Origin of the sequence: Planotetraspora thailandica (genome assembly GCF_016863335.1) — a bacterium.
GTDB classification, from domain to species: Bacteria; Actinomycetota; Actinomycetes; order Streptosporangiales; family Streptosporangiaceae; genus Planotetraspora; species Planotetraspora thailandica.
The window spans coordinates 143,255-155,907 of sequence record NZ_BOOR01000004.1 but is presented as its reverse complement, the minus strand read 5'-3'; the positions used below and the strand labels follow the sequence as shown (position 1 = coordinate 155,907).

At 69.9% G+C, this 12,653-nt stretch carries 11 protein-coding genes; 6 read left to right on the top strand and 5 right to left on the bottom strand.

Annotated features, from left to right (window positions below; translation table 11 throughout):
• Positions 1 to 99: 99 nt before the first annotated feature.
• Positions 100 to 708: an ABATE domain-containing protein gene (locus Pth03_RS01670; protein WP_203942269.1), complete on the bottom strand. Its 609-nt coding sequence runs from the start codon at positions 706 to 708 to the stop codon at positions 100 to 102.
• A gap of 96 nt (positions 709 to 804) precedes the next feature.
• Between Pth03_RS01670 and Pth03_RS01665 the strand changes: the two genes are divergently transcribed.
• Positions 805 to 1,596 carry an MBL fold metallo-hydrolase gene (locus Pth03_RS01665; RefSeq protein WP_203942268.1) on the top strand — a complete coding sequence of 264 codons (792 nt, stop codon included), beginning with the start codon at positions 805 to 807 and terminating at the stop codon, positions 1,594 to 1,596.
• A gap of 252 nt (positions 1,597 to 1,848) precedes the next feature.
• On the top strand, positions 1,849 to 3,030 hold the full coding sequence (locus tag Pth03_RS01660) for a coiled-coil domain-containing protein (RefSeq protein WP_203942267.1): 1,182 nt from the start codon (positions 1,849 to 1,851) through the stop codon (positions 3,028 to 3,030).
• A gap of 189 nt (positions 3,031 to 3,219) precedes the next feature.
• Here Pth03_RS01660 and Pth03_RS01655 read toward each other — a convergent pair whose 3' ends face one another.
• On the bottom strand, positions 3,220 to 4,113 hold the full coding sequence (locus Pth03_RS01655; RefSeq protein WP_203942266.1) for an oxidoreductase: 894 nt from the start codon (positions 4,111 to 4,113) through the stop codon (positions 3,220 to 3,222).
• A gap of 257 nt (positions 4,114 to 4,370) precedes the next feature.
• On the opposite strand from Pth03_RS01655, the gene Pth03_RS01650 reads away from it, so the two are divergent.
• Positions 4,371 to 4,859 (top strand): MarR family winged helix-turn-helix transcriptional regulator, encoded by a 489-nt coding sequence (locus Pth03_RS01650; RefSeq protein WP_203942265.1) that lies wholly within the window; start codon positions 4,371 to 4,373, stop codon positions 4,857 to 4,859.
• Between the two features lie 138 nt (positions 4,860 to 4,997).
• Here Pth03_RS01650 and Pth03_RS01645 read toward each other — a convergent pair whose 3' ends face one another.
• Positions 4,998 to 6,221 carry an acyltransferase family protein gene (locus tag Pth03_RS01645; protein WP_203942264.1) on the bottom strand — a complete coding sequence of 408 codons (1,224 nt, stop codon included), beginning with the start codon at positions 6,219 to 6,221 and terminating at the stop codon, positions 4,998 to 5,000.
• Positions 6,214 to 7,194: an alpha/beta hydrolase gene (locus tag Pth03_RS01640; RefSeq protein ID WP_239118683.1), complete on the bottom strand. Its 981-nt coding sequence runs from the start codon at positions 7,192 to 7,194 to the stop codon at positions 6,214 to 6,216. Before Pth03_RS01640 ends, Pth03_RS01645 begins: the two co-directional genes overlap by 8 nt.
• Positions 7,195 to 7,328: 134 nt before the next feature.
• Between Pth03_RS01640 and Pth03_RS01635 the strand changes: the two genes are divergently transcribed.
• The 3 genes from Pth03_RS01635 (at position 7,329) to Pth03_RS01625 (ending at position 10,376) form a co-directional block, all read left to right on the top strand.
• On the top strand, positions 7,329 to 8,528 hold the full coding sequence (locus Pth03_RS01635) for a sensor histidine kinase (protein WP_203942262.1): 1,200 nt from the start codon (positions 7,329 to 7,331) through the stop codon (positions 8,526 to 8,528).
• A complete protein-coding gene (locus Pth03_RS01630) occupies positions 8,525 to 9,175 on the top strand; it encodes a response regulator (RefSeq protein ID WP_203942261.1) in 651 nt (216 codons plus the stop codon). The genes Pth03_RS01635 and Pth03_RS01630 overlap by 4 nt, the downstream gene beginning before the upstream one ends.
• A gap of 82 nt (positions 9,176 to 9,257) precedes the next feature.
• Positions 9,258 to 10,376, top strand: coding sequence for a quinone oxidoreductase family protein (locus Pth03_RS01625; protein ID WP_203942260.1), 1,119 nt, complete (start codon positions 9,258 to 9,260; stop codon positions 10,374 to 10,376).
• On the opposite strand, the gene recD2 is transcribed toward Pth03_RS01625, so the two are convergent.
• Complete coding sequence (gene recD2, locus Pth03_RS01620; protein WP_239118682.1) at positions 10,370 to 12,565, bottom strand: SF1B family DNA helicase RecD2; 2,196 nt, start codon at positions 12,563 to 12,565, stop codon at positions 10,370 to 10,372. The two genes, Pth03_RS01625 and recD2, sit on opposite strands and share 7 nt — an antisense overlap.
• Positions 12,566 to 12,653 lie beyond the last annotated feature (88 nt).

Sequence of the window (12,653 nt, the reverse complement as noted above, 5' to 3'; positions counted from 1 at the left end):
TGCCCGCTGGGGTCGTACATCCCCGCCAGGGTCCGGCGAGCTTGGTTTCGGTGCTCACGTGATCACCGGGCGGTCCGCAAGGGTGCCTTGGGCGGCGCGTCAGTCCGAGGTGCCGCTGCGCCGGGCGTAGGCACGGGCGGCGCGGGCGCGGTCGCCGCAGCGGATGGAGCACCAGTGGCGCCGGCCGTGGGTGCGCATGAGGAACCGGTCGCAGGGGGCGGAGCCGCAGGCGGCGAGGATGCCGGCGTCGGGACCGGTGAGCAGGTCGGCGGCATCGGCGGCGAGGGTCGCCAGTGCGTGGTTGACGGCCAGGTCGATGGGGTGCGCCTGGATGCGGCGCAGTCCCTGGGCCCCGTCCCAGGCGAGGAGGGGTGCGGTGGGTACAGCCGTGAGTGCCTCGTTCACCGCGCGCAAGGAGCCTTCGGGCGGGGTGGTGCTGTCGACGCGGGCGGCGAACAGAGCGCGTACGTGTGCGCGAAGCGCGCGCATCCGCTGTGCGCACACCTCGTACAGCTGCACGTCCGGGGTGGACAGGTCGTGCGCGGCGAGCCAGCGCATGGCGGATCCGGGGGTGGCGAGCAGGTCGTAGCTCTGGCCGGCGGGCAGGGTCGCGGCGGTGTCGGCGAAGTCCAGGGAGCGGTACTGGTCGGCACCTGGAGCTGGGGGCAGAGCGATCTGCGCTGTGTCGGCGGCCAGGGTGTCGTCCATGCCTCTCATGGTAGCGATTGCATTTTTCCGTGATGGTCGCCTAGCCTTGTGTCACGTTAAACACGGCTTTTTTTCGTGAGAAGTGAGGGAGACGTGATGTCACAGCTCAATGCCGATCAGTTCCTGGTCCGCACGTACGGCGGCCCGACCGCCTTGTTCGAGTACGGCGGCCTGCGGTTTTTGACCGACCCGACGTTCGACGGCCCCGGCGACTACGGCCTCCGCGTGATCCTGACCAAGACCGCCCCCTCCACCGGCACCCCCGCCGACCTCGGCCCCATCGACGTGGTCCTGCTCTCCCACGACGCGCACGCCGACAATCTCGACACCTCCGGCCGTGCCATGCTCACCGACGTCCCCCTCACCCTGACCACCCCCAGCGGCGGTGAGCGCCTCGGGCAGAAGGTCAAGGGCCTGGCCGACTGGGAGACGGTCGAGTTGGAGCGCCCGGGTGGCGGCACTATCACCGTCACCGGTGTTCCCGCCATCCACGGCCCCGGCCCGCGCGAGGAGGTTGAGCCCTTCACCGGCCAGGTCGTCGGCTTCGTCCTGACCGGAGAGGGCCTGCCGACGGTCTACGTCAGCGGCGACAACGCGTCCCTCGACGCCGTCAAGGAGATCGCCGAGCGCTTCGCCCCGGTGGACACCGCCATCCTGTTCGCCGGCGCACCTCGTCATCCCATGCTTTTCGACGGCAACCTGCTCGTCCTGGACAGCGCGCAGGCCGCCGAGGCCGCCCGGATCCTCGACGCGCGCCGTGTCGTCCCGGCCCACCACGACAGCTGGGCCCACTTCACCGAGGGCCGAGAGGACCTGGAGGCCGCCTTCACCGCCGCGGGCCTGGCCGACCGCCTGGACCAGGACTGGACGCAGCGCTCCACAGCCTGAACCGCCGCCCAGAACCGAGACATCATGCCGGGGTGGGGCCCGGAACACGCCGGGCCCCACCCCGGCAGCAACCCCACTGTCAGAACGACCTGCGCTCACCAATGAGGACGCCCCGGGCGGGGGAAGGTCTCAGACTGATAACTTGCGGGAATTGAACATCTCCCAAGTGATCGGTCATCCTCGATCGCAACAGATCATCTTTTCTGACTTTCTATTTCTAGAAATCCAGAAAAACGCCTAAAGTGGCGGCTCATGACGACCCCCGCGACCCCCGTCACGACGCCCTGCAAGCACTGCGGAAACCCGATCGAGCAGAGGAGCGGCCGGGGGAGGCCCAAGGAGTACTGCCCGGAGGGCGACTGCCAGGCGGCGGCGAAAAGAGAACGGGAGATACGCCGGTCGACGCCTGGCCTCGACGGCGCGCTCGCACGGGTCGAGGATCTGTACGACCGGATGGAGAAGGGGCTCGCCGCGGCGATCGCGCCCCTCGCTCAGGTGCTGGCGGAGGAACTTAGCCCGGCCGGCGTGGAGGCGAAGCTGAGCGCGGTGCAGGCGGAGGCGCACACGCGCATCGCGATCGCCCACACCGAGCGCGAGCAGGCGCTGGCCCAGGTGCGGCTCGCACGGGAGACCGTTGAGGAGGCCAAGGCGGAGGCCGAGCAGTCACGCCTGCGGGCCGAGGAGGCGCACGCCGAGCGTGACGGCGCCTTCGCCGACGCCGAGACCGCCCGCGAACAGGCGCTGGCGGCCTTGCGTGAGGCGTCGGCCACCGAACGCCGTGCCAGGCAGGAGGCCGAGGAGGCGCATCTCCGTGCCGATGCGGCCGAGGCCGCCCGCGACCAGGCGGTGCGTGAACTGGCCGAACGGCTGGAGAAGGCGAATGCGGACATGCGCCAGGCGGAGGCGAGAGCCGTACAGGCCCGGCAGGGACGCGAGCGCGCCGAGGAGGAGGCGCTCAGCGCGAACGAGAAGGCGGAGTCGGCGCAGCGTGCCCGCCGGGAGGCGGAGCAGGCCGCGGCCGCGGCGCTCGCCCGCGCCGAGGCGGCCGAGGCCGAGCGCGACCGCGCGGTGTCCCGCGCGGAAGCCGAACGTGACCGGGCGGTGGCCGTGGCGGAGGCTCAGCGTGATCAGGCGGTCGCCCGGGCGCAGGCCGCCGAGTCCGACAGGGTGGTCGCGCTCGCGGATGCGGCCAGGGCGGGGGCCGAGACCGCCCAGGCGGCGGCGCGTGAGCAGGCCGCGGCCGAGGCACTGGCGCGCATGACCGGCGACGCCCGTACGGCGGCCGCCCAGCGCGAGCGCGCCATGAGCGAGCTGGAACTGGAACGCTCACGCCTGAGCGACCTGCGTGCCCAACTGGACGCCGCACGGACGGAGGCGGCCGAGCTGCGCGAGCGGGCGGTCACCGCTGAGCTGCGTCTTCGCGACCTCACCTAGATGCCGTCGCGACCCGACGTGGCATGACCCGACGGATATGTGCTGGTGCTGCGACTGGAAACGATCACCGGGTTCGTGCCTCGACGAGGCCGTGTTCAACGCTCCTCCGTAGCCGCCTTGCCTTCTCGCCTATTCCTGCGAGGGCGCTTTCACGTGAATACGACAGAAAGCGTCTAAGGGGCGAAGCGGTCAGACAGTGGCGAAGTCGGTATTGGTGAGCCTCGCGGACACGTTCCACAGCTCCGGACCGAGTTCGGGGTCACGGGCGGCGAGGCCCGGCCGGTGGATCTCGGGGTTGCCTCGGAGATGGCCCATGCCGTCGGGGCCGACGTAGGAGCCGCCGGGAACATCTGCCGTCGCGGCGTAAAGAGCGGGATAGGCACCGTGATCGGCGTCGTTGAACATCCATAGCGTGGCAAGGAAGAACATCTTCCTTACCCCGGTGACGTGATCATTGAGACTGGTTCGGGCGATGCCGGGGTGGGCGGTAATCGCGCGGATGCCGCTGCCGGCGGCTTCAAGCCGGCGTTGCAGTTCTGCGGTGAAATACACGGTGGCGAGCTGGGAGTCGCGGTAGGCCTGCAGGGCGTTGTACTTGCCCTTCGTGCCGTCGACGTTGTCGAGCTTGATCTTTCCGCCGATGTGGAGCTGGGAGGACATCGAGACGACGCGACTGGTCGATGCGTCACGCACGTACGGCAGGAGCAGGTTGGTGAGTGCGAAGGCACCGAGGTAGTTGGTGCCCATCTGGAGTTCGAACCCGTCGACGGTGCGGCCTTCGGGGACGAGCATGATTCCTGCGTTGTTGATCAGGATGTCCAGGTCGACGGACCAATCGTCGGCGAAGGAACGAATCGAGGCCAGGCTGGAGAGGTCGAGCCGGCGCACTTCGGTGCTGCCGGGAAGCTCAGCTGCGACTTTCCGGCCTTTGTCGGCGTTGCGGACGGCGAGGACGACGTGGGCCCCGGCTCGTGCGAGTTCGCGCGCTTCGACGATTCCCAAGCCCGAGCTGGCGCCGGTAACGATGGCAGTTCTCCCTCGCAAGTCGGGAATGTTGTCGGGTGTCCACCGGTGTCTGGCCATGGTGGGGCCTTTCTGGACGGTTGATCAATTGGAGTGATCGCTGCCCACGACCTCGGCTGCCGGGTCTGGGCTGCTGCAGTTTGGGATGTGCCGACAGGAGTGCAAGCACGCTGGGGCCAGCCGCGCGCTTGGTTCGCCGGAAGCCTCGACAGGCGCGGGGGAGTCGACGCTCACGCGCACGGGCCCCTCCCATGGGATGATGTAGATGCAACACCATTGGAGACAGACTACGGGCACTGGTGATGTACATGCAACACATGCGGGATGGAGAGACGATTGCCGCACAGGCACGGCGCATGGCCTTGGAGGTGCGGCGCTCCTGCCTCGGCGTACGGATCGGGCGGCTGAACCGGCTGGTGGCACGTCGTTTCGAACACGCTCTGCGCCCGCTCGGGCTATCCCTCGCTCAGGTGGAGGTGCTTGGCGCGCTCGTCCTGATCCAGGACCCGGCCCGTCCGGCCGACCTCGTCAACCTGCTCGCCGTCGAGCGGTCGACCATCAGCCGCAATCTCGCGCTGCTGGAAAAACGCGGCTACGTCACGACGACCAAAACGTCTCCCACGGGACGCTCGCAGCGAGTCACCGTCACTGCGGAAGGCCAATCCGTGCTCGCGCATGCCGAGCAGGCCTGGGCCGAGGCGCAACGGGTTGTGGCCGACCAACTGGGTGCCCACGCCCTGCCGACTCTCGATGCGTGGCTGGAAAAGCTGGCGAGCTCAGACGAGGAGGGATACCCGTCTCCCTGAAATAGGCTGCTCGGGGCGGGCAGGCCCCACGAGGTGCTTCCCCTGCCTCGCGCGAACCACGTGGTCATGAACGGAAACCTGCTCCTCCACGAGCTGGACTTCTTCCGCCGCTCTCGACCTGCCCGCAAAGAACGTCCGTTAAGAGGGTCCGGTGGGGAATCGTGTCGAACCGGTGGAAGCTGTTCGGCGTGGTGCGACCCGGCGAACCGCGGTGGACACCGCCTCCGGCTCCGCCGTACGAAGCTCTGCCTGAGCCGCCGGAAGATGCCGGCCGCGTTCGAAGACGTGGAACGCGGCCCGGCACACCAGCAGCGCCGCGGCGAACGCGGGGAGCCACGCCAGGCGGGGGACGATCCAGCCGGGGTCGTCGGGAGCGGTGTGCAGGCCGGGCAGAGGACCACCGGCGAACAGGCCGATCCCGGTGACGGCGATCATCGCGGTCTGGTGCCACAGGAAGATCGTCACCGCCGATAGGTTGACGAGTGCGACCACCGCCCACGCGGCAGGGCGCCGCATGACCCGGCGCAACCGGCCGAGGAGCAACAGGGCCGCTCCGCATTGGGTGAGCCCGAAGGCGGCGGCCGCAAGCGTGGGCGGGGACTGGTTGGAGATCGGGGCGCCGGGCACGCCCACCATGGCGGCCGGGTAGCCGGCCCACAGGATCAGTGCTGCGGTCGCGGCGCCGCCGCCGAGCAGCAGCGCCCATCCCGTCGCACGGCCGCGCAGCCGGCCGCGCGCCCATGCCGTGCCCAGGCAGTACGGCACCAGCCAGCCCGCCGCCACGTTGGTCCAGGCGAGCCAGGAGGGGCCGCCGAGGCCGTAGCGGACCACGTCGACAAGCGCGACGACGGCGAGCGGCCACACCGGGTGCAGGCCGGTGACCAGCGGGGTCGCCGCCGTGAGCGCCGCGAAGACCAGCAGGAACCACATGGGCGACAGCACCAGCTTGACCAGCGCGTGCACCGTGCCGAGGTCGGCCCCGGCGGCGAGCATCGCACCCGCCGCCACGCTCCAGACGCCCAGCACGGCGGCGACCGGCCGGAACAACCGGTGTAATCGGGCGGCGAGCCATCGCCGGTAGGTCTGGCTCCGATGGCGGGCCCGGGCGTGGCTGCTCGCCGCCATCTGGCCTCCCACCAGGAAGAAGATCGCCATCGTCTGCAACAGCCACGAGACGGGTGCGAGCTGCGGCATGTGCCGCAGGGGGCTGGCGGTGCGCAGCGTGCCGCTGTCGGCGACCAGGGCGGTCACCAGCCAGTGACCGAGGACCACACCGAGGATGGCCAGGGCGCGCAGCGCGTCGACGCCCCGGTCACGGTCGGAGGGAGTGCCGGCGTCGATGCGCCGGATGAGTTCACGCACCTCGGGCCACCTCGGCGGTGGCTCGGCCGGAGACGATCCGGGCGATGTTCTCCAGCGACGGGGAATCGGCTTTCAGATAGTCGCTGTGGCCTCCGCCGCCCGCCGCGAAGATCCGCGCGCCGAACCGCGGGGAGACCGGGTCGGCGCCGAGCCCGACGGTGGCGAAGGGCAGGTGCAGCCGCGTGTGCGGAACACGGGAGATCCAGTCGCCGGACCCCCGGCCCGCCCAGACGGCCGCCCGGGTGTGCAGTGCGGAGACGTCGGAAACTCCGATGCCCGCGCTGCCGCACAGCACTATGTCCGTGACGTCCAGCCCGGATGCGGCACGGCCGCAGACCACGGTTCCGTACGAGTGACACACCAGGGAGATGCGGGCGCCGGGCTTGGCCGCGCTCAGCTCGCGCACGAACCCGCGCAGGCCGGGGACGGCCTCGTCGGCGCGGGCCGTGGTCAGCACCGCCAGGCTCACGGTCCTCGGCGTCGGATAGCCGAGCCAGGCGATGACGGCGGACCTGCCGCCCATCGCCTGCTGGAGTCGAATCGAGCCGCCGCGAAGGAGCCCGTACTTGTCGAGGTTGATGTCGGAGCCGGGCACCAGCACCGCGATCCGTTCTGCGGCCGACAGGTCGCCGAAGACCTCGACGGCTCGTCCTCCGTCGCGGCCGTCGAAGGACAGGAACTGCCGCGCCGGGTCCGCCATGGCGCGCAGCATGGCCGCCCGCCACTGATCACCATGGTCGGCGGCCATCCGTTCGGCCGCCAGAATTCCGGCCCGGCCTGCGGCGTACCGCTCGGCGAGGGCTGCGGGGGTGCTTCGCAATAGGGACAGGTGAGCAGGATTCGGTGCGGGGACGGCGCCGGGGCGGGCAGCTCCGGTCAGCGGCACGGCCAGCGCCACGCTGACGAGAGCGGCGAGCAGACAACGGAGGAGGCGGCGGCCGAGGGGTACGCCCGGGTCGATGACGTCGATCACCCGGTCGACGCTCCCGCAGCCCGCCCCCTGGCCGCATCGGACCGACGGCGGCATTCGCGACGTCGCCGGTGGACCACGGGTGTACGACCGTGGTCCGATGCCCGGGCGGCACCTGCGCGTTTACGATCTGGCGCATGCAGGCCACACCACCGCTGCCGCTGTTCAAGCGAGTGCCACCCGGCGCCTGGACGATACTGACCTGGTGTGCGGGCATGGTTTTCACGTTTCTCACGCGGACGAAGCTCCCGGGTGAGTGGGTCCCGGCAGAGCATCCCGCGGCCCAGTTCTACCGGCTGGACGGGCTGACGGCCCTGGCGCTCTCCACCGTCATCGTGCTGGTGGCCGGCGGCCTGCTGTCCCGCCGCCCGTTGGCGGGGGTGGCTTTGTTGATCGTCGCCGCGATCATCGCGACCACGACCCTGGGCGCAGGGGAGATCCCGCTGCCCCAGTACCTGGCGGTCGACATCGCCCTGTACTTCATCGCGTCCACGCGAACGCGCAGAACCGGAGTCGTCGCGATCACGATGGCGCTCGTCGTCCTCGCCGGCTATATAGCCACACGGATGGCCTACGGCTGGCCCGCGGGCATCTCCACCGAACTGGCCGTGGCGATGACCGCCGTCATCGCCTGGCTCCTCGGCAATTCGGTGCGCCAGGCCCACGAGTACGCCGAGGGACTCCGTGCCACGGCCGCGGCCCAGGCGGTCACCGCCGAACGGCTCAGGATCGCCCGCGAACTGCACGACATGGTCGCGCACAGCATCGGCGTCATCGCCCTCCAGGCCGGGGCCGCGCGGCGCGTCATCGACACGCAGCCGGAACGGGCACGTGACGCGCTGGGAGACATCGAGACGGCCGGCCGCGAAACGTTGTCGGGGCTGCGCAGGATGCTCGGGGCGCTCCGTCAGCCTGAACCGGGACGGCCACCCGAGGACGCGCCTCTCCAGCCGGCGCTCGGTCTGGCCGACGTCGAGCGGCTGGCCGCGGCGACGACGGACGCCGGCGTGCGCGTCGACGTGCGCTGGCGCGGCGAACGGCGTGCGCTGCCCGCGGACATCGACATGTCCGCCTACCGCATCATCCAGGAGGCGATCACCAACGTGGTGCGCCATGCCGGCGCAGCCTCCTGCGAGGTGTCCATCGGCTACGAGGAGGACGAGCTGTTCATCGAGGTGCTCGACAGCGGCCGCGGCGGCACAGGAGACGACGGATTCGGCCTGGCCGGCATGCGTGAGCGGGTCGGGCTGCTGCACGGGACCCTCAGTGCCGAGCCCCGTCCCGAAGGCGGATTCCGCGTGGCGGCCCGGCTGCCCGTGCCGGCAGGTGTGCGATGAGCGTCCGCGTGGTGCTCGCCGACGATCAGCCGCTGGTCCGCTCCGCTCTGCAGATGGTCATCGCCGACGCGCCCGACCTCGAGCTCGTCGGGGAGGCGGGAACCGGCGCAGAAGCGGTGCGGCTGGCCCAGAGCCTCCACCCCGACGTCGTGGTGATGGACATCCGCATGCCCGGCATGGACGGCATCGAGGCCACCCGGCTGATCGGCGCAGGTTCAGGCACGGCACGCGTTCTCGTCCTGACCACGTTCAACGACGACGACTACGTGTACGGCGCCCTCCGGGCGGGGGCATCCGGATTCCTCCTCAAGGACATGGCGCTGGACGACATCCTCACGGCGATCCGCGTCGTCGCCGCAGGGGACGCCCTGATCGCGCCGAGTATCACCCGCCGCCTGATCGAGGAGTTCGCGGAACGGCCCGCGCCTGCTCCGCGCCGCCACGATCTCGCCGGCGTCACCGCGCGTGAACGTGAGGTGCTGGCGCTCATCGCACGCGGCATGTCCAACGCCGAGATCGCCGCCGATCTGGTCATCAGCGTCGCCACCGTCAAGACCTATGTGACCCGGCTGCTCGCAAAGCTCGACGCGCGTGACCGGGTGCAGCTGGTCATCATCGCCTACCAGGCCGGCCTTCAAGAAGGCTGAGTGCAGAAATCGGCGCATCTTGGTGGGCGCGCGTCCTGCAGGCGTAGTCGCGGCCGGGCACATCATTCAGATGGAAGCAAACATGAAGCAGGCCCACACGACTCCCGAGACGTTTCTCGGTGTCGGTTACACAAGAGACCGAGCTGGGCTGCCGCTCGAGGCGGTGCGTGTCCCCGTCCCGCAGCCGGCGGCCGATCAGGTTTTGATCCGCGTCGCCGCTTCGTCGCTCAACCCACTGGAGTACAAGCTGGCCGACCTCAATTTCATGGGACGGACACCCCCCGTCGTTCTCGGTTTCGACCTCGCCGGCGTGGTGGTCGGCGTGGGTCATGACGTGAGTCGCGTAGCCGTCGGTGACGCGGTGGCCGCCATGGCCGACTTGAACGGTGACGGGGGCTGGGCCGCAACGGGCGGTCGCGGCGGCGCCTACGCCCTCGCACGCCAGTTCCTCACCGTCCGCAAGCCGCCGTCTCTGAGCTTCCGTGACGCGGCGGCGCTTCCAATGTGCTTTCTCTCCGCTTTCACGGCTTTTTACGGGGCCGTCCAGGCCGGTCACACGATCTACATCCCGGGCGGTGGGGGCGGTGTCGGACATCTGGCCGTTCAGATGGCGGCACGTGTCCTGAAGGCCCGAATGGTCATCAGCAGTGGCGGCAGGCCGCAGTCGATCACACTGGCTCGGCAGTCCGGCGCCCATTTCGTCTTCGACTACAAGCGTGACGACATCGCCGCCGAGATCGCAGAGCTGACGAATGGCCGGGGCGTCGACCTTGTCTTCGACGCCACCTACAACGAGCAAGGCTTTGTCGAAACCGCGAAGACCGTCCGGCGGGGTGGCAGTTGGATCGTGCTTGGTGTCGGCCCCGGCAAGACGACACGTTTGGCCGAAACGCACAGCCCGGTGGATGCCATCTTGGCCGAGCGCGGAGCCAGGCATGTCAACGTCAATCTGCTGCGTTACTTCTCCGAACCCGCCACGTTGGACAGCGAGGCGCGTGGCCTTCTCCAGCGCGGGATGGACCTGGCGATGGAGTGGGCGACGCAGGGACTCGTCGTCCCGCATGTCAGCCAGACCATCGACAGCACCGTCGAGGCGATCAACACAGGACTGCAGTCGCTGAAGGCCGGCAACGGAGTATTGGGCAAGGTGGCGGTGATCGTGGATCGCGACCTGGTCGCGGTGGCGTCGCGGTCTCAGTGACCGTCCGGACGCGCCGGGCCGTCCAGGCGGTGGGTCAGGCCCGTGTGCCGGCGCCCCGCGCCCTTCGTCCGTACGGCCTGGCCGAGCGCGCGGCGTGATCCGACGATGACCACGAGCTTCTTGGCGCGGGTGATGGCGGTGTAGAGCAGGTTGCGCTGCAGCATCATCCAGGCGCTGGTCGCCAGCGGGATCACCACGGCCGGATATTCGCTGCCCTGCGAGCGGTGGATGCTGACGGCGTAGGCGTGGGCCAGCTCGTCCAGCTCGTCGAAGGAGTAGTCGACGCTCTCGTCCTCATCGGTGAGCACGGTCAGCTTGCTGTCCTCGGAAGACATGCCGGTGACCACGCCGACGGTGCCGTTGAACACCCCGGCCGCGCCCTTGTCGTAGTTGTTGCGCAGCTGGGTGACCTTATCGCCCACGCGGAAGACGCGCCCGCCGTAACGGCGTTCGGGCATGCCCTCCCGTGAAGGGGTCAACGCCTCCTGCAGAGCGATGTTGAGCGCGCCCGCCCCCGCGGGCCCGCGGTGCATGGGGGCAAGAACCTGCACGTCGCGCCGCGGGTTCAGGCCGAACTTGGCCGGGATTCGCCGGGCCACCACGTCGACGGTGAGCGCGGCGATCTCCTCGGGCTCCTCGCAGGGGAACAGGAAGAAGTCCGGAAAGTCGCGCACCAGCGGTGACTGGCCGGTGTTGACCCGGTGGGCGTTGACCACCACTCCCGACTCCTGGGCCTGGCGGAAGATCTGCGTCAGCCGTACGCGGGGGATCTGCGGCGCGGCGAGCAGGTCGCGCAGCACCTCGCCCGCGCCCACGGACGGGAGCTGGTCGACGTCGCCGACGAACAGCAGGTGGGCGCCGGGCGCCACCGCCTTGGCCAGCTTGTTGGCCAGCAGCAGGTCGAGCATGGACGCCTCGTCGACGACGACCAGGTCGGCGTCGAGCGGGTTGTCGCGGTCGAAGGTGGCGTCGCCGCCCGGCCGCAGTTGCAGCAGCCGGTGCACGGTGGTGGCCTCGTGGCCGGTCAGCTCCGAGAGCCGTTTGGCCGCGCGCCCGGTGGGCGCGGCCAGGATCACTTTGGCGCGTTTGGCCCTGGCCAGGGTGACGATCGAGCGCACGGTGAAACTCTTGCCACAGCCCGGCCCGCCGGTCAGCACCGCCACCTTCTCGGTCAGCGCGAGCCGTACGGCCTGGGCCTGCTCGGGCGCGAGCTCTGACCCGGTCCCGCCGCGCAGCCAGTCGAGCGCGGTGGGCCAGTCGACGTCGGCGAACGCCTTGAGCCTGTCGTGGCTCGATGCGAGCAGCCCGCGAAGCGTTCCGGCGAGCGACAGCTCGGCCCGGTGGAAGGGCACGAGGTAGACGGCGGGGACGGTGCTGTCCCCGGCGGGCACCTCCTCCCTGACCACGCCCTCCTCGGCGACGAGCTCCTCGAGGCAGGCCGCGGTGAGGTCGGGGGTGACCTCCAGGATCTTGACCGCGTCGGCCACGAGGTTGGGGGCGGGCAGATAGCAGTGCCCGTCGTCGGCCGCCTGCGACAGCGTGTAGCGCAGCCCGGCCTTCACCCGCTCGGGGCTGTCGTGCGGGATGCCCACGGCCTGCGCGATGGTGTCGGCGGTCTTGAACCCGATGCCCCAGACGTCGTCGGCGAGCCGGTACGGCTCCTTGCGGACGACCTCGATGGACTCCTCGCCGTACTGCTTGAAGATGCGCACCGCGATCGACGTGGAGACCCCGACGCCCTGAAGGAAGATCATCACCTCTTTGATGATCTTCTGCTCCTCCCAGGCGGCCCCGATCATCTTCGTGCGCTTGGGGCCGAGCCCCGGCACCTCAACGAGCCTGCCCGGCTCCTCCTCGATCACCCGGAGGGTGTCGGTGCCGAAATGGTCGACGATGCGCTCGGCCATCTTCGGGCCGATGCCCTTGATCAGCCCCGATCCGAGGTAACGCTGGATGCCCTGGATCGTGGCCGGCAGGACGGTGGTGTAGGACCACACCTCGAACTGCCTGCCGTACCGGGGGTGGGAGCCCCACCGTCCGGTCAGCCGCAACGACTCCCCGACCTGCGCGCCGAGCAGGGGCCCGACCACGGTCAGCAGCTCGGTGCCGGAGCGTTCGGTGGCCACGCGGGCGATCGTGTAGCCGGTCTCCTCGTTGGCGTAGGTGATGCGTTCAAGGACCGCGTCCAAATTGGTAACAGCTTTTTCCTGGCCCCCGGTCACCAATGTGCTCCCTCCTCGGCCTGGGGCGAGACTAGACCAAGGGTGCGAGGGAGGC